This is a genomic window from Bacillus licheniformis DSM 13 = ATCC 14580 (genome assembly GCF_000011645.1).
GTDB classification, from domain to species: Bacteria; Bacillota; Bacilli; order Bacillales; family Bacillaceae; genus Bacillus; species Bacillus licheniformis.
In genome coordinates this window covers 1440518-1461194 of sequence record NC_006270.3, presented here as the reverse complement: position 1 = coordinate 1461194, position 20677 = coordinate 1440518, and the positions used below count along the sequence as shown (strand labels likewise).

Annotated in this window: 27 protein-coding genes; all 27 read right to left on the bottom strand. The window is 44.8% G+C overall.

All coding sequences use genetic code 11. The features are described 5' to 3' along the window. Positions 1 to 64 precede the first annotated feature (64 nt). Positions 65 to 1018, bottom strand: a complete 954-nt coding sequence (locus tag TRNA_RS28890; RefSeq protein ID WP_003185317.1) for a glycoside hydrolase family 25 protein — start codon at positions 1016 to 1018, stop codon at positions 65 to 67. Between the two features lie 47 nt (positions 1019 to 1065). Continuing rightward, positions 1066 to 1329 (bottom strand): phage holin, encoded by a 264-nt coding sequence (locus TRNA_RS28885; protein ID WP_011197884.1) that lies wholly within the window; start codon positions 1327 to 1329, stop codon positions 1066 to 1068. Positions 1330 to 1344: 15 nt separating this feature from the next. Further along, a complete protein-coding gene (locus TRNA_RS28880; protein ID WP_009328626.1) occupies positions 1345 to 1614 on the bottom strand; it encodes a hemolysin XhlA family protein in 270 nt (89 codons plus the stop codon). Between the two features lie 62 nt (positions 1615 to 1676). Then, entirely contained in the window at positions 1677 to 1976 is a 300-nt protein-coding gene (locus tag TRNA_RS28875; protein WP_011197883.1) for a hypothetical protein, read from the bottom strand. Between the two features lie 13 nt (positions 1977 to 1989). Next, a complete protein-coding gene (locus tag TRNA_RS28870; RefSeq protein WP_011197882.1) occupies positions 1990 to 5508 on the bottom strand; it encodes a phage tail spike protein in 3519 nt (1172 codons plus the stop codon). A gap of 12 nt (positions 5509 to 5520) precedes the next feature. Then, positions 5521 to 6324: a distal tail protein Dit gene (locus tag TRNA_RS28865; RefSeq protein ID WP_011197881.1), complete on the bottom strand. Its 804-nt coding sequence runs from the start codon at positions 6322 to 6324 to the stop codon at positions 5521 to 5523. Further along, positions 6321 to 9383 (bottom strand): phage tail protein, encoded by a 3063-nt coding sequence (locus TRNA_RS28860; protein WP_011197880.1) that lies wholly within the window; start codon positions 9381 to 9383, stop codon positions 6321 to 6323. The genes TRNA_RS28865 and TRNA_RS28860 overlap by 4 nt, the downstream gene beginning before the upstream one ends. Positions 9384 to 9387: 4 nt before the next feature. Next, complete coding sequence (locus TRNA_RS28855; protein ID WP_011201631.1) at positions 9388 to 9729, bottom strand: hypothetical protein; 342 nt, start codon at positions 9727 to 9729, stop codon at positions 9388 to 9390. Positions 9730 to 9746: 17 nt separating this feature from the next. Then, complete coding sequence (locus TRNA_RS28850; RefSeq protein WP_011197878.1) at positions 9747 to 10244, bottom strand: tail assembly chaperone; 498 nt, start codon at positions 10242 to 10244, stop codon at positions 9747 to 9749. 68 nt (positions 10245 to 10312) lie between these two features. Next, positions 10313 to 10651 carry a fibronectin type III domain-containing protein gene (locus TRNA_RS43200; protein WP_016885816.1) on the bottom strand — a complete coding sequence of 113 codons (339 nt, stop codon included), beginning with the start codon at positions 10649 to 10651 and terminating at the stop codon, positions 10313 to 10315. Further along, on the bottom strand, positions 10575 to 11120 hold the full coding sequence (locus TRNA_RS28845; RefSeq protein WP_011197876.1) for a phage major tail protein, TP901-1 family: 546 nt from the start codon (positions 11118 to 11120) through the stop codon (positions 10575 to 10577). Before TRNA_RS28845 ends, TRNA_RS43200 begins: the two co-directional genes overlap by 77 nt. A 12-nt stretch (positions 11121 to 11132) precedes the next feature. Further along, positions 11133 to 11546, bottom strand: a complete 414-nt coding sequence (locus tag TRNA_RS28840) for a DUF3168 domain-containing protein (RefSeq protein ID WP_009328634.1) — start codon at positions 11544 to 11546, stop codon at positions 11133 to 11135. After that, positions 11543 to 11947, bottom strand: coding sequence for an HK97-gp10 family putative phage morphogenesis protein (locus TRNA_RS28835; protein ID WP_011197875.1), 405 nt, complete (start codon positions 11945 to 11947; stop codon positions 11543 to 11545). Before TRNA_RS28835 ends, TRNA_RS28840 begins: the two co-directional genes overlap by 4 nt. Continuing rightward, positions 11947 to 12288, bottom strand: coding sequence for a phage head closure protein (locus TRNA_RS28830; RefSeq protein WP_011197874.1), 342 nt, complete (start codon positions 12286 to 12288; stop codon positions 11947 to 11949). The genes TRNA_RS28835 and TRNA_RS28830 overlap by 1 nt, the downstream gene beginning before the upstream one ends. Beyond that, positions 12288 to 12596, bottom strand: coding sequence for a phage head-tail connector protein (locus tag TRNA_RS28825; RefSeq protein ID WP_003179325.1), 309 nt, complete (start codon positions 12594 to 12596; stop codon positions 12288 to 12290). The genes TRNA_RS28830 and TRNA_RS28825 overlap by 1 nt, the downstream gene beginning before the upstream one ends. A gap of 13 nt (positions 12597 to 12609) precedes the next feature. Further along, complete coding sequence (locus TRNA_RS28820; RefSeq protein ID WP_011197873.1) at positions 12610 to 12879, bottom strand: hypothetical protein; 270 nt, start codon at positions 12877 to 12879, stop codon at positions 12610 to 12612. A gap of 1 nt (position 12880) precedes the next feature. After that, a complete protein-coding gene (locus TRNA_RS28815) occupies positions 12881 to 13219 on the bottom strand; it encodes a hypothetical protein (protein ID WP_003179319.1) in 339 nt (112 codons plus the stop codon). 3 nt (positions 13220 to 13222) lie between these two features. Then, positions 13223 to 14143, bottom strand: coding sequence for a phage major capsid protein (locus TRNA_RS28810; protein WP_011197872.1), 921 nt, complete (start codon positions 14141 to 14143; stop codon positions 13223 to 13225). Positions 14144 to 14158: 15 nt separating this feature from the next. Continuing rightward, a complete protein-coding gene (locus tag TRNA_RS28805; RefSeq protein ID WP_011197871.1) occupies positions 14159 to 14740 on the bottom strand; it encodes a DUF4355 domain-containing protein in 582 nt (193 codons plus the stop codon). 239 nt (positions 14741 to 14979) lie between these two features. Continuing rightward, positions 14980 to 15624, bottom strand: coding sequence for a hypothetical protein (locus TRNA_RS28800; protein WP_011197870.1), 645 nt, complete (start codon positions 15622 to 15624; stop codon positions 14980 to 14982). Between the two features lies 1 nt (position 15625). After that, a complete protein-coding gene (locus TRNA_RS28795; RefSeq protein WP_009328643.1) occupies positions 15626 to 15955 on the bottom strand; it encodes a hypothetical protein in 330 nt (109 codons plus the stop codon). Beyond that, positions 15948 to 16094, bottom strand: coding sequence for a hypothetical protein (locus TRNA_RS43855; RefSeq protein ID WP_011197869.1), 147 nt, complete (start codon positions 16092 to 16094; stop codon positions 15948 to 15950). The genes TRNA_RS28795 and TRNA_RS43855 overlap by 8 nt, the downstream gene beginning before the upstream one ends. A 4-nt stretch (positions 16095 to 16098) precedes the next feature. After that, positions 16099 to 16239: a hypothetical protein gene (locus tag TRNA_RS43705; RefSeq protein WP_021837366.1), complete on the bottom strand. Its 141-nt coding sequence runs from the start codon at positions 16237 to 16239 to the stop codon at positions 16099 to 16101. A 2-nt stretch (positions 16240 to 16241) separates the two neighbouring features. Then, a complete protein-coding gene (locus TRNA_RS28790; RefSeq protein ID WP_009328644.1) occupies positions 16242 to 17159 on the bottom strand; it encodes a phage head morphogenesis protein in 918 nt (305 codons plus the stop codon). Then, complete coding sequence (locus TRNA_RS28785; protein WP_011197868.1) at positions 17143 to 18558, bottom strand: phage portal protein; 1416 nt, start codon at positions 18556 to 18558, stop codon at positions 17143 to 17145. Before TRNA_RS28785 ends, TRNA_RS28790 begins: the two co-directional genes overlap by 17 nt. Continuing rightward, complete coding sequence (locus TRNA_RS28780; protein ID WP_011201630.1) at positions 18555 to 19832, bottom strand: PBSX family phage terminase large subunit; 1278 nt, start codon at positions 19830 to 19832, stop codon at positions 18555 to 18557. The genes TRNA_RS28785 and TRNA_RS28780 overlap by 4 nt, the downstream gene beginning before the upstream one ends. Next, a complete protein-coding gene (terS, locus tag TRNA_RS28775) occupies positions 19829 to 20536 on the bottom strand; it encodes a phage terminase small subunit (RefSeq protein ID WP_011197866.1) in 708 nt (235 codons plus the stop codon). The genes TRNA_RS28780 and terS overlap by 4 nt, the downstream gene beginning before the upstream one ends. Between the last annotated feature and the right edge of the window lie 141 nt (positions 20537 to 20677).

The window sequence follows — 20677 nt, the reverse complement described above, 5'->3', positions numbered from 1 at the left end:
AATAAAATTAATCAAAAAAGCAGGCCGAATGCCTGCTTTAGTTTTATGTTGTAATCCCATTTCGTTATCTAACACGAATTTTCTGACCAGCGTAAATCTTGTTGGCATTCTTGATACCATTCCAAGCTTGCAGCGTCTTAATGGATGTATTAAACCTTTTCGAGATCCCAGACAAAGTGTCACCGGATTTAATGGTGTAATATTGCTTTTTATTCGATGCTGTTGAAGGACTGCCGCTAATCTTTAATTTCTGGCCAACGTAAATCTTATTCGCATCTTTAATGTTATTCAAATTTTGGAGAGCTTTAACGGTCGTGTTGTTTTTCTGTGCGATTTCCGAAAGCGTGTCCCCTTTTTTGACTGTGTAAACTGTCTCCGTTTTAACTGGCTTTTTGTTTGAAACAGGTTTTACAGTAGCAGCTTTTTCAGTTGTCACGGCTACCTGAGCCCGTAACCCGTCACGATAACAAATATTCATATCAACATTCCCAGAAATACCGGCGACCCTTCCACAATCAGAATACTGCCAGATATCTGCATGACGGCCAAGTGTGTTGTTATAACGAGCAACCCATAATGCAAATGGCTTCAGCTTGGATTCGTCAAGGCAATTCTCAAGGAAAGACTTACCGCTGTATATCATGGCGAAGTAACCAGCTTTTTCAACTTCCCGTAAAAAGGCCACTGCTGCATCTGTCAAAACTGATTTACTGACATTCCGCTGATTAACTTCAAGATCAAGCACAAGCGGATACGTGAGATGGACCTTATTTGCAACTGACAAAAAGAACCTGGCCTCTGCCAATGCTTCTGACTTGGAACCGAATCTTGCAAAGTGGTAGGCTCCCGTTTTAATCCCCACAGCGTTAGCACCTGAAATATTCGTTACAAATTTATTGTCCTGTAATGTTGTCCCTTCTGTTGCTTTGATAAAAGCGAATTTAATACCGTCCCCCGCAACTTTCTTCCAATTGATATTACCTTGCCAGTGTGATACGTCGATTCCTTTGATTCCCATTATTAAAATCCTCCTTTAAATTATTAAAAGGCTGCCAGCCGGCAACCTCATTTCGTTAACCCTTTTTGTTTTAGAACTTCTTTTTGCTGCTTTCCTTTGCCAGTGACATAGTTATTTTTGAACCAAGCGACCACAGACGTAATGATGGTGAATGCCGTGGAACCGGCCAAATACAAAGCGTCGGCCAACGTATTCACCTGGTCCTCGCTGATAGGCAAAGCTGCTTTTCCGAACATGATCAATGTCTGGTTTACCAATGCAATAAAAAGAAGCACCGTCCGGACGACCGTGCCTTTGTCGAATGTTGTCATATTGTGTCTTCCTCCTTATTTTTGAATAAAATTAATGAAAAGCGCCGCAATCCCGGAGATCACCAGTGTACACACCGCTGTGATGATCGCGCCTGTTATGCTGCGCTTGATCCAAGTTGTGTTTTCCTCAATCTTGTTGAGCTTATCATTGATCGACATAATCTGTTGGTCATGCCGATCAGACGCCCTTTCCAACGTGATGACTCGCTGTTCAAGCGTTTTATGATCGGCTTTCAGCTCGGTAATCTCATGCTTGAAGACGTCCAATTCGTTTGTTTGCGCCATGCCCCTTAATCCTCCCGTTCTCACATCATTTTCACCTCTTTGAGGCAAAATAAAAAAGCCGCTTATTTCGCCGCTTCTGCTCCTTTTTCGTGATATTCTTTATTTGCTTCGACTTGATTCATTTCTATCACTTCATCTTCCGCCTGCAAATTGCCGATCCGCTCTTCTTGCAGCTCTTTTTTGAGCTTTTCATTTTCCTGCTCTAGGTTCTGCCGTTTCTGTAATTCATTCATATATAGGCTTCGACTTTCTGCCAATCTATCATGCGCTTGGCTTAATTCTTCTCTATACGCCGCCGCTTTTAAAGCTTGCCTGTTGAGTTGTTCTTCCAGTTCTTCGTATGTCATTTTAGTGTCATTCAAAGTGTTTTCCTCCTTAATTTAACGTGCTTTCTATATTTTCGATCCGGGTTTTCAGGTCTCTGACAATAGGGATGAGTAAAGCGAACAGCCGATCATACATAATTCCTTCAATTTCACGGTTTCCGTTTTCGTCCGGCTTTCCGAAAAAAACAAATTCTTTTAGACCGGCTTCGAATACCTCTTCGGCAATTAATCCCGGGATTCGCTCGAAATATGGCTTGTTTTCGTCATCTTCTTGTCCGCTCTCTAAAATTTCTGCATATGCTTCCACAGCTTTTTTATCAAACCATGTTTTAGGATTTAGTTTTAAAATATTTTCCACTCTATCGTTCGGAAATTCCTCTATGTTAATTTTGTATTTTTGGGATGATGTCACCTTATGAAAGGTTCCGTACTGGTCCATATGGAGGTTTGCCGCCGCTGTGGTTGTTCTTTTATTAATTGAATACGACCAAATACGCGGGCCTCTGCTGTCTGTTCCAAGATATAAACTTGCGCCGTTAAATTCTGTATCTTCCAGCGTGATTGTTCCTTTAGATGCGATCTTTAAAGCATCATCAGCAGTTATCGATGTTGTATATTCGCCGTTGCTTCCCCTATTAAGTTTCATGCCGTCCTTTGCGTAGACAGTTACCGGACCATCTTTGGAAAATAAGGCGACACTTCTTTCTGCAGAATGGTATATACTCTTTTCACTATAAACGGAAACGTCTTCAAAGAATGAAACGAAATCCACTTTCTCCGCTCTGATTGACATTTGCGGCATGATTACATTAGTGTCAGGGTCTGTCCAACTATCCTGTCGAAGTTCGAAAACTTTTTCGTCATTTCTATACATAGTGATAAAATTGCCGCCGTACAGTCCGTTATCGCTAGTCCCAAGTTGAGAGAATATTTCCATTCTGGATGTAGTGCCAGTAGAAAATGTTTTCCCGCTTGAAAGAGCAACTTTCCCTTTTGAAATCTCAACTTTGTTCAAAGATTCGTGCGAATCATCATCAAGCCTATTGCCATAATCTTGAATGATACTACCGGAGGATATATCGAGTTCTTCATATCGATCTTGATAACCACCATATCTAGTTTTTCTAAGCTGGTAAATCTTGTTTGCTTCAATGTAAGATTCGTAAGCACTGGATGACGATAACGGCTCGATTCTAGCCCCCCGAATCAATGAACCTTCAATTGTAATCCCCTTGATCGTCCCGGCGTTGATCTTGTCGGCTGAAAGGTTGGCGATTTTCGCGTTTGTGATGGCCCCGTCTTCGATCTGAGCCGTTCCAATGATAGCCGTTCCCAGCTTTGCTCGTGTAATGGCTCCGTTTGCGATGGCCGCCGTCGTAATGGCCGCCTCTTGGATGTGGGCCGATTGGATGGCCGCTTTCGCAATTAAGGCCGATGAAACTGCTTGTTCAGTCAGCATCACGTCGTATGGACTGAAGGCGAATTCTTTTCTTACATCGCCTTTTCGAATTTGAATTTTTCTATAGGTGACGGAAGGGTTTTCGTCTCCGACTTTATTACCTCCTAACCACAGCCGGGCTGTTTCGGTTGTGATCGGTGACTGAAAAACATAGTCAACCCTTACAAATTCATCGGAAGGGAAAGAGCTAATGTCGTTAAAATCGGGTGCATCCAATTGATATTGTCCACTGTCATCTTTTAAATAAATAAAATTGATATTAAGAGTGTTATTCCTTTTAACCTCGAATGATAATGTATATTTTTCACCCTTAGTCAGCCTCAGGGTTGATCTATAGAAAGCACTAAAACCAAACCCGGCCCGCGTATCGTCCGCTTTTCTAGTGACAGTTACTTCGTTGAATTCCCCTTCTTTCACGCTCCATGATGCACCGTTGACGTTACCTAATTCACCCGGACGCAATACTGAACCCGGCAAAATGTTGGATTCATCGAATTTCTGTGAAAGTTTTTCGGCCGTGACTGATAGATTGGCAAGTTTTTCGGCCGTAACCGCCCCGAAAACGATGTCATCAGTCAAAATCCTTCTGGTAACGCCTGTGAACTCTTGCGTAAATGGGCTTGGCGTGCCGTGTGTATTGATCGTTCGCATTCGATAATACCAAACTTGATCAACGCCCGGCGTATGCTCGTATCCGCTTAATTTACCGCTGAAAATCAAATTTTCATCCAAAGGCGTAAATCCTTTATTCGGCGATGCGAAAATCTGATATGCCGCTATATATGAACTTGGATTATAGTCCCATGTGATCGAAACCCCTTGGAATAAGGATTCGACTTTAATATTTGACGGAACAGGCGGCACTTTATCAGGAAAGCTCCCGTCGCCGATTATCGGGTCGCCGCCGTTGTCCCATTTGCCGCGATTCGTGTCAATTGTCGTTTCAAGCTCTTTGATCCGCTTTTCGGTTGAATACAGGTCTAAAAATTGCCCCATTTCTACCTGTGCCGTATTCACGGGATCAGATAGATCGTATTCTATTGCAATGACTCTAGTTTGAACCTCGATAGGGTGTCGAAAATTGTCGTCAATTGCGATCATTGTATCGCCAAGATCAACCGCCTCATGCTCATAACCCGAAATGTATTCAAGCAGTTCCAGCTTTAGAGAATAATTGACTTGCACCATTTCATGATTGATAAGCGCTTCATATGTTTTTCTAAGCAATTCGGCCGGGTCTTCGATGCTGTCGTCTTGCCATTTCTGGAACCGGTGCCGCTTCGTCTGACCGTCATACATTATTCGGCCGAACTTCTCCAAAAGGTCAGGATCGCCGACCCATTCTTGCCCTTTTGGTTTGTCTACCGGGTCGCCGTTCGCTTTGACCCATTCGACATCCGAGAAATCAATATAACGGGTGTTGCCGCCGCCTTCGGTTTCAAGGCTTGCGCCGTAACCGTACAGGGCTGTTACCGGGTAACTCAGTACCGTTCTGGTGATTTCCTGAATGTCTTTATCGATTTCCGCACGCTTCCCGGTATCTTGGCCGCGTCGGGGCAGAATATGGATCACTCGATCAACGATATTGTCATTTTCATCGAAAACAACTTCGTCATAATACTCGCCGCCCCATATCTGCAATATCTGGTTGATGGCTTCCATGACACTGATGCGATAAAAATTCGTTGAATGCAAGCCAAGATCGACCGGAACATTCGCGCGCCACCTTGTACCCTCAAGAATACGGTCAAGAACGTACTGGGCTGTTCTATTTTGCGGCCTGATGTCGGTCACAAACTCATCGTATAGCTCTGACAGTGCCGGCTCACAATAGGCCCTAATGCGGGCATTCGCGCCGTCGTCGGCGTCTTCCAGCTCTTTTATAACGAAATTGCGTTTTCTTCCTCTCCTGTCCTCGAAAACGACCTGATTCTCCGGTTTTATATGAACGCTATCCTCGTGATCTGCGTCCGCGACAAAAGAAAAAGAAGAACCGACATTCAGTTCTTCTCGAAATGGCGCATCATAGAAACGACATGCTTCTTTTGCTTCGCTTGATATGATTGTTTGTTTTTTGTCCTTGTCGTCCAAAATCCACATATCGGCCATAAACGCACCCCCTTACATATACGCCTTGTTAAATGAAATACTGCTTTTGTGTGTTGTGTTCACGGTGATTTCTCCGACCGGGATATTAAACCATCTTGAGAGCATAAGCAGCGCATTCATGTTTACTTTGCCGTTGATGATCACTTTTCTCTTTTCAAAATCAATTACAAGGGTGTCCCCTTTAATGAAGTTGAAATTTACTTTTATCCGCTTTTCGATTGTTTCGTCTTCTTTCAACAACTGAATTTCATAGGTAGATGCGTCCGACTCGAAAACGCATGTAATAGTCGGTGTAACCGCCCTTTTCCCATCGTTTTTTACCACTGTAGGGCTATTTGTTTCAGTTGTGACAACCGTTTCAGCCGCTTCCTTTTCGGGGTTCGGGCATACAAATGTCAGTGTCACTTTATAGACGCCGTTTTGCCCTTCACTCTCTTGCGCTGTACTGAATACGGCGTAATATGTTCGGTCTGGCTCATCTGAAAAGATCAACGCTTCTTCCTTGTCTGTCGCAAGGATATAATTTATTTCTTCTAATATCTTTCGTAATTCCGCATCGTTGGCCGCTATAAATAAGGTGTCAATCTCGATAGTGCGTTCCGTGTATCTTACGCCCTTTAATTTAGCGCCATCGACACCCGGCAAGGAAACTAAATTCAGTTCCCTGCCAACAATGCCGCGCCCCCTGTCGTTGATCACGAAAAAGTGATCCGTCAGGGTGTAACCGTTGAATTTGATCCAATAGTCTACTTCTTGAATCGTTTGGCCGAATGCGTCATCTATTGCCGTTGTCAGTATCTTTTTGTAATCGATCATCGGTTTATGGTCGTCCTCCTTCCGTCTTCACGGCTCTGGAACTCTTTCACGTATTTGTACGTGCCCCGACCGACTTCTCGGCCGTCCATTTCAATAATGATCGGACGGTCTGAAATTTCGAAATCACTGACCTCTGCCTCGATCTGACCGCGGACATCGTTTAATGTGCCACTGCTGAGGGCTGTGTCATAGGCGAATGTCGTTTGATCTGGCGTAAACATGGTGAGCTGCGCCAGTTTCTGAGTAGCTTTTTCTACAAGGCCGCCCGCTTTATCGATACCAACAGCCACACCAGCCGGAATCATTTTTCCGACATGATCGCGCATCCATCGTGATGGCGAGTGAATGTTGAGTAATCCGGTGATTTTCTTCTTAACCCCGTCCGCGATGTCGCCGACTTTCCGCCAGACGGCATTTGCCATACTTCCGATACCGTTAATCAATCCTTGAATGATGTTCTTTCCGATCTGTTTCAGATCGATCCCCTTCAAGAATTTAACGGCGTTATTCCAAAGGTTTTGGATCGTGGTTTTGACATTCTTCATGACGGTTGTAACAACATTCTTCATGTTGTTGAAGTTATTCCTGACGCTCGACCAGATGTTTTTTGCCGCATTTATGACGACTGACTTCGCCGCATTCCAGACGGTTGTCAGGACGGTTTTGACTGCATTAAAAATGGTTGTCGTTACAGTCTTGAACGTGTTCCAAGTGGTTTTGACTGCGTTCCACAGCCCTTTGGCGAGATTCACCACGGTATTTTTTATACCGTTCCAGATTGAGCTAAGGACGCTTTTGATCCCGTTAAAGATTGTTGTCGTTACAGTCTTGGCTGTATTCCAATAATTTTTAACAGCGTTGACTAAACCTTTAACGAGTGATGACACAACCGTTTTGATCCCGTTCCAGATTTGCTTTGCCCCGTTGCTGATGTTTGTCCAGATTTGCTTTAAATGGTTTGCGAATCCTTTAAAATCGCCTTGCACAAGGTCGATGACAAGCAGAACCGGGCCGAGGATCGCATTTTTTAAGACTTGCCATGCGCCTTTTGCGATGCTAGTAATTCCGTTCCAGATGCCGGAAAGAGTTTGGGACAAAATCGAAAAATGATTTTTCACACCGTCCACAATGCTCGTGACGACGCCGATCAGCGTTGTTTTGATCGTATTCCACACGGACGATACCGTGCTAGATACCGTGTTCCAGATGTTTGACAACGTTGTGACTATGACGTTAAAAGTCGGGCCGAAAACCGCGACAATTCCGTCCCAAATTGGCTTTACTAAATTCATGAATCCAGTCCATGCTGCTTGTGCTGTCGTGGTGATTCCTGACCATAATCTTGAGAAGAACGACGTCAGGCTGCCCCATGCTGTTGACGCAAGTTCGACTATTCCAGACCAAAGGCCGGAAAAGAACTCAGATATTGAATTCCACGCCGCTATCGCGTTTGTTTTGATTCCTTCCCACAAATTCACAAAGAACTCGGATATCGGTTTCCAGTTCGTGATGATCAGATAAGCCGCTGCCGCAATGGCTGCCACAACCATTAAAATAGGATTGGTCAAAAATGCTTTTCCGACCATCCCAATGACTGAGCCAATCCACTTTATCGCCGTCCCTAATTTTTTCACCGTGCTTATTGCATCTTTCCATTTAAAAGCTGCTGAAAAAGCGACAGTTAAAGGCGTTAACGCTCTGAACAGGCCGCCGAATGTAATGAGATAACCGATCATTTGACCGATAATAGGGTTTGTTTCCATCATCGAATTAGTGAATTTCAAGAACCCTGTGACCATTTGCAGGATTTGCGAACCCAACGGAGCCATGCCGACACCTAAGTTAACAATCAAGTCCCTTAGTTGCCCGATCAGTGACAGCACTGTCGGTGTGTTTTGTCGCACGTAATTGATAAATTCTTGGAAGCCTTTCGATTCGCTCAGGCTGTTTCCCCATTCTTTAAAGCGCGCTGTAAGATTTACAAGACCGGTCAGCATGTCCGCACTCATCGGCGCGAACGCTGTAAACATTCCGATTAATCCCGATCCGATGTTTTTAAGGATCGTCAGCAGCTTAGGGCCGTTTTGCTGAACGTATTGGATAAACGACTTAAATTTATCTGAGCCTGAGAGACTTGCCGTCCATTTCGCGAATGCTTCGGACGATTTCAACATACTTTGTGACATTTGTTGCCCCAATGGTCCAAAAGCAACCAGCAAATTCAAAAAGCCGCGCAAGTAGTTCCCCATCGTTTTTACTGTCGTGGCGAATTGCGGGCCTGCGTTTTTATTCATATAATCGAAAAACTTCTGTACATCGGGAGCATTCAAAGACTTTTGGAAGCTCTCGGATAGTTCAAGGCCAGCCGCCGCGACAGATTTAAACATCGGCCGCAGTGTGTTAAGAACGGATTTGAAGCTATTCAAAGAGTTTGTGAATGTCTTCAAGATCGGTTTTTGCGTTTCTTGAGCTATCTCGCGCCAGTTTGCTTTGAAGTCCTCCAAGGTGTCGAGCGCCTTCCGTTCTTCTGCGCCAAGACTTTCCTGAATCGCCTTGATCTTCTCCATGATCTTGGCACGCTCTTTCAGGTCTGTTGTTTCGTCCAGCTTTTGCTGGAGCTTCGCCAGGTCGGAAGACGCTTTGAAAACCCCGCTAATATTGGAAATGGCTAAAGCTCCAAACGCTCCGGCACCTGCCGCCGCTGTCCCGAATGAACTCGCTAGCCCCATAAGGCCGCCGGAAGCCACGCCGATGACCGGCCCTAATGACCCCAAAGCCGCCGTTAATGACGCTATCGCCGGCACAAGAGCCGGGAATATCGACATTTTCATGCCGCTAAAGGCGTTTCCAAACACAGTCTGAAAGTCGTTTATCACCCTGCTAAGCCGCGCCATCCTGTTTTCGAAAACGCCCAGCCGCCGCTCGGCCTCTTTAAAATTTTCTTTAACAGTTACGCTGATTCTATTCGGGATGCTTCGGGCTAACGCCTTAACTTCGCCCATTTTGCGCTTAAATTTGCCTATTTCCGCATCGACAATCGCTGTGAGGCGTTCGATCATAGCCTTAACCCCCTTTCTTATTGAAATCCGGAAGGGTGATCGTTTTAAGGGCATCTGTCGCGCGTTTTAGGGCATTAGGGTTAACGCCAAGGCTCCGCGCATTGCGCCAGCCGTCTTCCTCGTTGGCCACCATCTTCCGGGCTTTGTCAGCGTCAAACATCTTTTTAGGGGTCACACGCCCTTTTTTATTCAAAGCGTATCGATGGAATAGGGCGTTCTTCGTCAACAATTCCATTTCATCGATCTGCCGATATTGCGCGCCTTTTAAAAAGAGCTTATACTCGTGTGGTGTCCACGAAAGTATAAGCTCCGGATCATGTATATTAAGATAACGAGCAGCATTCAAAATAACTGCGTCATAGTTTACTTGTTCATCTCTTTCCTTAGTTTTTCGAGTTCCGCCATCATTTCCTTGGCGTCCTCGCGCTCCTGCTTCCGTTTCAGGAATTCCGCTTCCGTCTCCCCGACTCTCTGTTTGATCTCCTTCTTGAGAACGTCGAAGTCTTGCCAGATTCTCTTTACTTGAACTGCGAAAAAACCGGATTGATCCACCGCCTGAAACGCTTCTTTGTAAAGTCTTTCGGCACCTTTTGCGCCTTCATCCTCAATAACTTTCGCGAGCGCTTCTTCGATTTTTTCAACAGATGGCTTTTTATCTTTCAAGTGAGAAAGTGCACAATCCCAGAACCGGATTAAGTAAAGTGAACTGCGTTGCTCAAGTAGGCCGAGATATACATTTCGTAAGCCGCCTTGTTTGTTTCCGCTCTCGTCTTTTTCGTTATATTTTTCTTCCGCTGTCCTTTCGAATTTGAAATCACAGCGTGCTTCATATTGTTTTCCTTCGATTTCTAATGTTGGCATGTCATATTCCTCCTATAAAAAAGGGCACCCGGAAGGATGCCCTGTATCTTTATTTTGAATCGTTTTTTTTATGAGCCACTTGTTTCTGGCTCTGTACGTGTTTCTATCTGACTCATAGGCGATTCTCCCACCTCGTTAACGGCCGTCACATTCACTGTGAGCTTAGTATCCGGCGTAATGTCTGTGAGCGTGCATTTTGGTTCTGTCACTTCTTTGTAGAATACTTTTTCCGATCCCCTGTATACCTTGTATGAAGTCGCCCCATCTACAGCCTTCCAATCCACGGTCACGCTATTAGTTGTAGCTGTATACTGTAGATTTTGGGGCGCCTCAGGGAGTAGAAGTGGGCTGCTTTCTTTTCTCGAATCCGCCTGTAGTCTCGCCCGGTTTTTCGAATAGAATTTCATTAGCTGATTGGATAAAGTCGTCTGGCAATTCAATTTCTCCCGGCACTGTACGAACAAGAACCGGCAATGATGTACTTGCTTCGACGAATCCGTCTGTCGGCTCACTAAACTCAATGTTTTCGATAATCGTCCAGCCGAAACGGCAATCATATTTTCCGTTGTCGTTCTTTTGGCTGGTGTCTACACGCCAAACTTTCAACTCGGATTCATTATCATAAGTCCATTCTAAGGCTTCTTGTCCGCCATCTTTTCGTTGTGCGTATAAAGAAAGTTCGAATGTCTCACTTTTCGCCCCGTATCCAACGATACGGCCTAGTTTTGTTTGCTCGTCAACCGTTTCTTGTTCCCTTGTCCATGTTCCTTCTGTCTGGTTCCCTACGATTAACGCATCTGATCCAAGTGGCGCATTTGCAGCTTGTACAATATAAATGATACTTTTACCGGTAGTCGGTTTACCTGATACCGCCATTTGATAGCCCCCTTAATTATTGATATAAATTCGGATTCTCAAAATTCCGTGTTGTGTGATCCCGTCAATATCCGTGATCACTTGTGATTGCAAAAAACTGAGTTGAAGGGGTTTGAACCCCTCCACCTCTAAAGGTTCTTTTGTCAGGGCCTGCATGACGAGAGAAAGGATTTCCTTTGCCTCGCGCCTGCCGTCCTCTGCCCGGCTCCACGCATGTATAACAGTTGTGATGTTTTCGCCAAATGTCACTTTGGTTTCGAATGGCGTTGACGTGTCTTCCCCGATGGACACATACGGGAAAGGTGTGTCTTTATTCGGATTGTCAAAAACGCCCTTTATCACTTCATTAAGCGCCGCATCCGTCGATAACCTGTTGTATATCGCTTTTTGAAGGTTCCAGGAAGCTAGTTTATTTTGAATAATCATCGCCGGTTCATCTTCCTTTCGAAATAACGGGCGCCCGCTTCCACAGCAGGGAAAAAGAACGGTTGCGCGCGCATTCCGCGTGTGAACACATATCGCCCTAATTTCTCGTCAAAGTACACCCAAGGCGTTTTGCGGCCCGTTCCATCTTCGGCGTATATGCCCGTGCCAAATTCAACGTAAACGGCATAAGAAGCCCCGACGGTGATTTTCGCCTTGAAACCACCATGAGAGTAATTGACCTCTATCGAATTTTTAAGGTTTCCGTCATCTACTGGCGCCGCGGCCACCGCTTGACCAGCAATAATTTCCGCAGTTTCAGCAATGATCCGCTTCACTCGATCATGCACCCGGTCACTGAACGAATTAACAGCCCTCGTCATCTGCCTTGTAATCCTGTTCATCAGCGAATGTTCTCCCCTGAACGGCATTTAAAGCACAAGATTTCACCTTGGCCGCCTTGATCGATAGGCGGGGACTGAATGACCAAAACCCTGTCATTTCGGTCTTTCCAAATGATCCGCATGTCGTTTTTAACGTCTTCCCGATAGGGAAAATAGACGTTGTATTCGACCGGGTTCTCAAGCTGCTGGGCTTGATAGTATTCTTTTCCGGTCAGCGAATCGACAAATGCCTCGCAGTCGGTAATCGCGTCCACCCAATCTTTTTTAAAGCCGCCTCCGCCATTGGGTATCTGTTCGAACTTTTGGAATGTGATTGTGTGCGGAAACTCTTCGTACATCATCAGACAACCCTCAGCCTTCTGTAAGGTTTCAGATGCCTCAAGACGGATTCCGGCAGCTCCGTTTCATAGGAGTAAGAAACATCCCCCATGCTGCGGGCACTCAAATTCGATGGCGCCATATTAAACTCGATCGCCTTTGCGACAAACAGCTTTACGCCCGCCGGCAGATTTTCCGCGCCGTCAACAAGAAACCTGTTATTGCAGTAATCCTTTGCGAAATCAATAAAAAGAGGGATAACCTCTTTCAAATAGGCATCGTGCCTATCTGTAGTTATCCCAAGCATTGTTTTGATAGTCTGGACGTCCATTTCAGATGTCCCCCTATTCTTCACCCAAAACGACTTTGATCAGTTCGTCCTTTTTGGCGTTTGGATCAAATTCAAATTCCTGTTGCTCCAAAAAGGTTATGATGTCGCTTTTGTTTACTTTGGTCAGTTGCTCTTTGCTCATTTCAAAAAGATCAAATGGCGCGTCAGTCTCCTGAGCAACTTCTTCGGACTCTTCTACCCTTTCAAAGCCAAAAGGCGCATAGACAACCCTATACGCCTTATCTGACACGCTCAAAACTATAGAACCGTCTGTGATTTTCAAATTAAGAACCTCCTGAGCCTTCCAGTGCTTTGAGGCGGTTTTCGATATCTGTAAATTTGGCCGTTACATCATCGCCCATTTTGTCCAGCGTGACCGCCTTAGCTTGAATGTGATTATTTTGAACGCTGCCATTCCCGATATTACGGCTATTTACAGACCCATCACCGATATTTCGGTTTCTGACCTGTCCTTCTCCGATCATTTCGGAAGTGATACTGTCCGGCCCCGGGGTGCCTGCGGGCATGCCGGATACCTTCGCGCCCGCTTTGACTTCTAGTTCTCCACCGATAACCCACTTATCGCCGCCGCTTGTTCTGTAGTTTTTCGATGTGAAACTCATCTATTACGCCCCCGCTTCTGCTTCCGGAGTAAGAGCTGCGAATGCTTCGTCAGAAAGTGTCATAAATCCGACTTGTTGAGTCACTCGGAGAGCAAACATATCACGCTCAAACAAGTTGATAGGATTGTTATTTTCATCGACAACCGTTGTTAAAGTTGCATCTTGCGAAATATGGTATTCCATACCTTGAGGAATTCCGTAACGGGTAAAATCCCAATCGGCAGCCAATAGATGTGCTTTTGTATAATCCCAAGACTTAGAATCGACATAGCCAATCGGCAAACCTAATGCCTCTGATGTCGCGCCGCCTCTTGCATCATTAAAAATAGGCAGCCCGTTGCCGTCCTTAGTGCCGCGTAGTTTTTGTTTGAAACGACGTGTAGTAGTAAAGCCGTTCACGTCTTTGTCATTGTCCTCAGTGAGTGCCATGACTGCGTTTAACTCATCGTAAAGGTTGCCTAGAGAGTTCAAAACAACAGTGTTTCCTGCTGCTTCTGCTCTTTCGAATACAGAAGTGCCTTTTCCGAATGGTGAATCAATGCCAAAAAGTGCTGCTTGGTCAAATTTAATAGCGAATGCTTCCGCGATTGCTGGCCGCATTTGAGTAAAGAAGTCTTTCACGGAGTAATTCAAAAACTCTTTTGTGACTGGGACAATGACCCCGAGTTTTTTAGAGGTCATTTTCGCTTCTAACCATGTAGCCTTAGAAGTTTTGATTCTCTCACCTTCGCCAACCCAGTAAGCCCCGGGGCCAGACGCAAGATAAGTGAATGTCTTCTCGGTTTTATCCATTTCTTCATATTTTGCTAGTTTTGTGACTGCTGATTGTGTCATAAAGTCTTTTAATACTAATGTTCCTTGATCAGATGGTACTTTTCCTTTGACTGCATCTTGCATCAATACGTTATTCGGATCAAAACTCATAATCTTTTTTCCTCCTTATTTTCGGATGCTTGCTTGTTCTGCAAGCGAACCAATGTTTAAATTTTCACCGGAGCCAGAACCGCCGCCGCCCGGCTCCACATCCCTGCCGTTTGCTCTGAATTTGTCTTCGACTGCTTTGTTAACAAAAGCACTGAATTTTTCTTCAAGGGTGCCAAGATTGCTTTTTGTCGTTTCTTCGTCATCCCCAAGGAAGTAAGCAACAAGATCAGTTGGCAGCCCCTTTTCAGATGCGTAAGAAATCGCCGTGTTCATGAGCTTTTCGCGCTTGGCTTCTCTTTGCTGCTTCTCAAGCTCTTGCTCGAGTTTCCGGATGCGCTTTTGTTCCTCGGTTTCTTCCGGATACAGCTCTTTCACCTTGGCATCAACAAGTTCATCAAGATTGTTGGCTTTCCATGTTTCAAGGCTTTTGGTGAAGTGCTGATCCAATTTAGGACGGATCAACTTTTGCCCCTCATCTGTTTCCAGAAAACCTTTCACCTTGTCGGCTGACACGGCAGAAAGTTCTTCCAGATAAGCCTTTACATCTTCGTTCTCTTTATTTGCATCAAGAAACTGTTTGACTTCTTCTAAATTCATTTTGATTTCCTCCTTTGCCCTCTACAGTGCGCGCCTGTTATGAGTGCATAATAAAAAAGCCTTTTAACGTCATGCTCAGGACAAAATAAAAAGCCGCTACATGGCGACTGTGGTTCTAATTTACAAATAAACATCTTTCTTTCCGCATCGTGAGCGTGTTCCCTCTGCTCTGAATGGGTGAAAAAGGTGCTTGTAGTTTCTAAAATTGTGAAAGCCCAACATACAAAGTATTTCGGACATTATTTCGACCTCATATTCTGCCGCTTCATTACCTTTGAAACTTCTTTGAAACACGCTTTCCCTACTTCCTCGCCGTCAAGGGACATCGTCACAGGCTTTTCAGACAGCACTTCCCTGACAAATTCTTTAGCTATTGCCGAAGGCTCAACACGGAAGGTATATTCTGCTTCCCCGTATTGCCATTGTCCGTAGTTGTCTTTGATCGGGAAATTCGTAACCGATGACGACTTTATCCTCCCCTCTTCAAAGGCACGTTTTAACGATTCTAATTTACCGCGCGCCATTTCGTTATTGTCAATTTCGCTTTTTTTCTCGGTGAAATCAAAGCCGTTTTTCGTAAGCATTCCGGACAGCTCCGCCATTTTGCGGGCTTTTTTCAAGGGGTCTACACGATCATATGTCTTTTCAAAAATACTCGATTCACACGGGTAGATTTCGCCCTCGACGCCCTTTATGACAAAATCTCCTGCACGGATAATCATTACTGAACCTTCCGACGTTGGGAGGATGCATCTGACGCCATTCGAGTCATAGTGAAATTCACAATAACTATTTTTTGTTTTTTCTAAAAACCACTCAGGTGTATCATCTACGGCAAATATAAACGCCTCAACCTCAACAGGCTTTTTAATGTACTTCGGCATGTTATTCGCTCCCCTCGTCCGAATGATCTGCGTCTGTCGTGTCTTCTGTCGTTTCTTCGGGTGATGCCGCCGCTACCTTGTCGGCTTCGATCTTCGCTTCGAGAGCCGCTAAAAAATCGGCGTCAACGTCAATTTCGTCAACTACAAATGTGACTGTAGCTTCATTAAGCTCTCCTACTCTCATAGAAAGCTTTAAGTCGGTCAAATGCGTTGGCTCGTGGCCGTCTATTAAAACATCATAATCGGAAAATTTCAGCCCGACACTTGACAGGGGATTCTCTTCTTTCCTTTTCCGCGCTTCTTCCGTCAATTTAATCTCTAATTTAGCCATTCGGGAACACCCTTTCATAATCCGCTTCACTCACAACAAAAATGCTCGATAATGACCCATCAAACGTAACAGCAACATGAACCATGCCGTTATGTCTGCAAATGACTTCTCCGCCCAATATAACAGTTAGTTTTGGCACAGGATTAATCCCCCTTTAAAAATTGTCGGAATTGCTCTCTTTCTTCTTCCTTTTTTTCAGCGTGTTCTATTCCCTTGAAAAAACCCAGACAATAGATAAAAATAAAAAACGAAATAAAGGGAACGAAAAATTGTAAATATTCCATGTTCACCCCGCCTTTTCAAGTTGTTTTTTCCACTCTTCATAGGTCATGTATGGAATGACGACGTTTTTGCCGTTGATTCTGGATATCCTTCTCTCTGGTTTCTGGCCGTTCACAAGGAAAATGATCGAACAACGGCAATTTATGTCGTCTTTCGGGTTGTGCATGTGTCCGGGAGCCTTCCCGACGCCTCCGTATATCGATTTAAACACGCCGTTGAAGGGCACGACCTTCCCGTCGAGCTTCCGGTGCGCAATTCTTGTTCTTGTATCCAGCGTACTGTCCCACAATTTTTTCATATCAGCCTTTTCTGCGGCCTTCTCAGCGCTTTTAAGCCTCCCTGCTATTTGAACCCTATGAGCTTCCGTCCGAGCCACTCTGCGGGCTTTTGCACGGCTAAAATTGACGCGATTTTCAATACGCTTTGCCATTTTGGTGTAGCTTTCACCAGCCAGAAGGCTTTGAGCAACTTCAATACTGATATTGTTTATGATTTCATCACGAGCCGCTTCAAGAACATTCGGCAGTTGTAACTTTTCGATTGGGTTCGCCAACGCCGCGGCAATAACTGCGACCGTAGGAATAGTAAAGCCCATCTTTACTTGTGCTTCAAACTCGTAAAGATAGGCTGATCTCAGGTAATTCTCAACGTATTGTTTTTCCATTAAGTCATTGATCATTTTCAAAAGCTCTCGATAATCCTTGTGAATCTCGGCCGCCATGCGCTCCATTTCTTTTCTGAAACGGTTGTACTTATTCAATTCGGTGTATGAAAGCTCGCCGTCTTTGCTGTACTTGTCATACATTGCGGCGATTTGGTTTTTGATCTCTTTCATACGTCTGGCAAACAGTTGATCGATCTTTCTTTCAGCCTTTTCGATCATTTCGTCAAGGTATTTATCTATTTCATTCTGATTCTTCATCGTCTGGCTCACCGTCCTGCGGCGCCTTATCTTCGCTGTCATCTAACGGGCTTAAATGCCGCGTATATTCGTCCTGTTCTTCTTTCATCTTGTCAATCTCATACTGAACATCATCCACAAATGACAGCAATGAAAGCCGCGTTTCTTCACTGACCAGACCTTTAAGACCCCCGGCGATTTGAGATTCTTCAAGAAGGTTTACCGGAAGATTACGCGTGAAGCCGAACCAAACCTTTAAATAGTCGTCTTCGCTCGCTTTCCCTTTTGTCCCCCATGCAGAAAAAAGGATTTTAAATTGATATCGGAGGGCTGCTGTCATTTTTCGTTCCATCGTGATACTTTTATTCTCAAGTGCCATCAGTTTAAATTTCATAGCCACGCCTGAAACATTGCCGGCGAATGATTCGTCTGTAAAATTCACAGATTTAGCGAAACGGAGAATATCTTTTTCCAGCCTGTTTAAATGGTTCTCGATAATGGCGTCGTTAATGTCCTTCGTGAGATAACTGACCTCGTCATTCTCTTCTAGCAGCTGTAGAACCCCGGTTTCTTTCAACTTTTCTAAGGTTTCATCATCTGCCCCTAGTCCTTTCAAGACAAGATACGCAAGCCGGTACTGCTCGATCTCGTTGCTGGCGTCCGAGATTGTCCGGTCATAGGCATCAATAAGAGACAATACCTTTTCAGCATCGCCTTTTAACTCTTTATTGTTGGCTAATCCGAATAGAGGGCAGCCTTTGAACATGTGCGGTTGTATGCGGTCTTCTTCAAACACTGCGCTGTCCTTCGTGCTGTAATAGTGAATATCGGTAGAATCGTAAAATTCGGCTTTTAGCTGTCCGTCGCAAGTCTCGTAATAGCGCAATGCGTATTCCGGTTCGTGAATATTGCCATCGGTTATGAAAACGACTTCCCAAGGGTCGATGTTTTTAATGCGCTCTTTCCCTTCCTTATCCACGTAAGCAAGGCGGGCGCCATAACCGCAAATTGCAGCCATCTTCCCCCATTCGCTGTCCTCGTCAGGAACGTGATTTCTCAAAGTGAAATCCTCAATCAACTGTTTGATCGCTGAAACATTCCCGGACTTTGATTTGTCATCCACCTCATAAGCGATTGGATGGCCGAAAAGATAGCCGACTTTGGTATCTACAATTTCCGAGTCGAAAGAGTTATTCAGCTTGTTGTTTACCTTATGATCAATCCGCTTGATGCGACCTGTCTCAAAGTCTTCATAATCCACGGCTTTACGTTGAAGAATTGGCACGCCGGCAGGTTCCGCCTTGTATCGGTCGTACAATTTCTTCATGCGGTCATGGTCATCTTTATGCTCTTCGATAATCTGAGAAATCAATTCCCCCGATATGCCCTTTGTTCTAATTTGATCTAAGAATTTTATCAATCTCTAAACCTCCTTGTTACCCCGTGCCCCTTGAGACTTGATACCTCATAATCATCTAAGCCGTACCAGATGGCCGAGAAAGTATGTGGATCGATGTTGAATTCGTCTTCAATGACGTTTCCGTCTTTATCCACTGCGAAAGTCAAATCTTTCAGCTCCCTAATAACGTCAGGGCATTGATCGGAGCAGATAATCTTTTTGAACCGCTTCACCTTCTTGGTGTATTGCAGTCGTGAGCCTTGGAATTTCTTTGCGGCCTTCATACGGAACCCCTGTTGCCGGAAGAATCGAATTGTCTTAGGCTCCGCGCTATCAGCTTTGATCAGAACGCGTTTAAGGTCTTTCAGGTCTTCCGCTGTTTTGTCGTCTGTCGTATCGTTTTTGTAATACTGCCAGTAGATATATAGAATCTTTTGATTGTGGTCGATCGCCATGCGAACCAAGGCGTTATATGAATCAACGAAACCAAAGTCCATACCGTTTTTTAAGATCGGCCTGTCGATTGCTCTGATCGCATTCATAACCTTTTCGTGCTCCATCACTTCGAACTGCGGCAGGACAAGCTTTCCGTTAACGCCAAAACGACCTTTCCGGGCAATGCGGTAAAGGTCTGGATCGTGGCTTTTTAGGTCTTCCAGCTGCTCGATGTAGCTTTCAGGCAAAAATAAATTATCATCAGCCGTTGAGTGATGATAATAGGTGTTGTTTTTTATGATCGTTTTCTTTTTGTAAAGCTCGTCGTCGTCAAGGACAAAAAACTGATTGGCTTCATCCTTAAAAAAGTGCTTATACGACCAGTTCCCTTTGCTGACAGGGTTCGTGGACAGAATCATGTGTAATTTTAAAGTCGGATGTCGCAAGCGCCCCAGCAGCTCCTTAAATCCGTCATATTTCACTTCTGAACACTCTTCAACCCATACAATTGATACATTATTGATCGATTTTAGTTTTGCCGGCTTGTCCATCCCTTTAAAAATGATCTTGCTGCCGTTTGGGAATCGTATTTGCATTGGTGAGCTGACACACCGGATTTTATGGTCAAGCCCTAAGTCGGTAATGATTTCTTCGAGCAGGGAAAAGGTCGAATCCCTGTGGGTGTCGTAGACCTCACGGACGACTAAGGCTGTCCGCTTTTCCTGTAGCATCTTCAAAATCAGCTTGAGAGCAACATGATAGCTCTTGGATGATCCGTAACCGCCAACGAGAAAATAAAACTTCTGCGACCAATCAAAAAGAAAGTCCCTAAAACGGGGATTCACTTCTTTTTCCATCATCTTTCACCTTTATCCTTGATGATAATTTCAAATGTTGAGTCGTTTTCATCGTCGTTCAGTCGCTCGATTTCGGCTTTCGTCTTATCGATGTTCAAGCGCATTTGATCAAGTTTAAGCCGTCTCTCGTCCTCTTCATGGGCCAGTGCGTCAAATTGCTTTATCAAGCTCCTAAGCTCGCCCATAGCCCGTGATTGAGCGTTCAGGAAGGTTGCGTGACGATCCCATGCGAATTGTATTTCAAACTCCTCTTCGGAAGATAAATCCGATTCTTTCGTTTTCTTCAGCTCTTTTGCCATATCGTCCTTATCCTGCACAAACATGATGCGTTGCGCCCGTATAATGGCCGCGTATTGTATTTGAATTTGATCCCATATCATATCAGCAGGCGAACGTTCCTGAATCTCTTCCATGATTTCAAGCGTTTCCTCCGGGAGAAACTTAGAATAAAATCCGTGAATCTTCGCGTTTTGGTTTCCCTTTGGTGCCCCGCCGTTGTTCCCGAGTGCGTTTATATTTCCCTTTGGCGCACCCGGTTTTTTTGTGTGCACACCTTTTTCAATGGGTGCACCTTTTTTTCTTTTCCAACCGTGCCGCTGTTTCCACGATTTGATGGTGTTCACTGACACCCCGTATTTTTCGGCAAGGTCTTTGTATTTCATTCCTTTGACGTAATCTTTTTGTGCTTGGATGTGTTTTTCAGCCATCTACATTCACCCGCCGCCCCCTTCTGGATTGTGTTGTTTCGAAACTAATTTTCGTCGTGCGATGGTTTCGGTTTCACGCACCGCCCAAACGGACAGACGTATTTATTTCCGGCCCATGTCCCCCACACGCACCCATGACAC

Coding starts and splice junctions, on each gene's coding strand:
- TRNA_RS28890 (WP_003185317.1), bottom strand. CDS start 1,018: ATGGGAATCAAAGGAATCGACGTATCACACTGGCAAGGTAATATCAAT.
- TRNA_RS28885 (WP_011197884.1), bottom strand. CDS start 1,329: ATGACAACATTCGACAAAGGCACGGTCGTCCGGACGGTGCTTCTTTTT.
- TRNA_RS28880 (WP_009328626.1), bottom strand. CDS start 1,614: ATGGCGCAAACAAACGAATTGGACGTCTTCAAGCATGAGATTACCGAG.
- TRNA_RS28870 (WP_011197882.1), bottom strand. CDS start 5,508: ATGGCCGATATGTGGATTTTGGACGACAAGGACAAAAAACAAACAATC.
- TRNA_RS28865 (WP_011197881.1), bottom strand. CDS start 6,324: ATGATCGATTACAAAAAGATACTGACAACGGCAATAGATGACGCATTC.
- TRNA_RS28860 (WP_011197880.1), bottom strand. CDS start 9,383: ATGATCGAACGCCTCACAGCGATTGTCGATGCGGAAATAGGCAAATTT.
- TRNA_RS28850 (WP_011197878.1), bottom strand. CDS start 10,244: ATGCCAACATTAGAAATCGAAGGAAAACAATATGAAGCACGCTGTGAT.
- TRNA_RS43200 (WP_016885816.1), bottom strand. CDS start 10,651: ATGAAATTCTATTCGAAAAACCGGGCGAGACTACAGGCGGATTCGAGA.
- TRNA_RS28845 (WP_011197876.1), bottom strand. CDS start 11,120: ATGGCGGTATCAGGTAAACCGACTACCGGTAAAAGTATCATTTATATT.
- TRNA_RS28840 (WP_009328634.1), bottom strand. CDS start 11,546: ATGATTATTCAAAATAAACTAGCTTCCTGGAACCTTCAAAAAGCGATA.
- TRNA_RS28835 (WP_011197875.1), bottom strand. CDS start 11,947: ATGAACAGGATTACAAGGCAGATGACGAGGGCTGTTAATTCGTTCAGT.
- TRNA_RS28830 (WP_011197874.1), bottom strand. CDS start 12,288: ATGATGTACGAAGAGTTTCCGCACACAATCACATTCCAAAAGTTCGAA.
- TRNA_RS28825 (WP_003179325.1), bottom strand. CDS start 12,596: ATGGACGTCCAGACTATCAAAACAATGCTTGGGATAACTACAGATAGG.
- TRNA_RS28815 (WP_003179319.1), bottom strand. CDS start 13,219: ATGAGTTTCACATCGAAAAACTACAGAACAAGCGGCGGCGATAAGTGG.
- TRNA_RS28810 (WP_011197872.1), bottom strand. CDS start 14,143: ATGAGTTTTGATCCGAATAACGTATTGATGCAAGATGCAGTCAAAGGA.
- TRNA_RS28805 (WP_011197871.1), bottom strand. CDS start 14,740: ATGAATTTAGAAGAAGTCAAACAGTTTCTTGATGCAAATAAAGAGAAC.
- TRNA_RS28800 (WP_011197870.1), bottom strand. CDS start 15,624: ATGCCGAAGTACATTAAAAAGCCTGTTGAGGTTGAGGCGTTTATATTT.
- TRNA_RS28795 (WP_009328643.1), bottom strand. CDS start 15,955: ATGGCTAAATTAGAGATTAAATTGACGGAAGAAGCGCGGAAAAGGAAA.
- TRNA_RS43705 (WP_021837366.1), bottom strand. CDS start 16,239: ATGGAATATTTACAATTTTTCGTTCCCTTTATTTCGTTTTTTATTTTT.
- TRNA_RS28790 (WP_009328644.1), bottom strand. CDS start 17,159: ATGAAGAATCAGAATGAAATAGATAAATACCTTGACGAAATGATCGAA.
- TRNA_RS28780 (WP_011201630.1), bottom strand. CDS start 19,832: ATGATGGAAAAAGAAGTGAATCCCCGTTTTAGGGACTTTCTTTTTGAT.
- terS (WP_011197866.1), bottom strand. CDS start 20,536: ATGGCTGAAAAACACATCCAAGCACAAAAAGATTACGTCAAAGGAATG.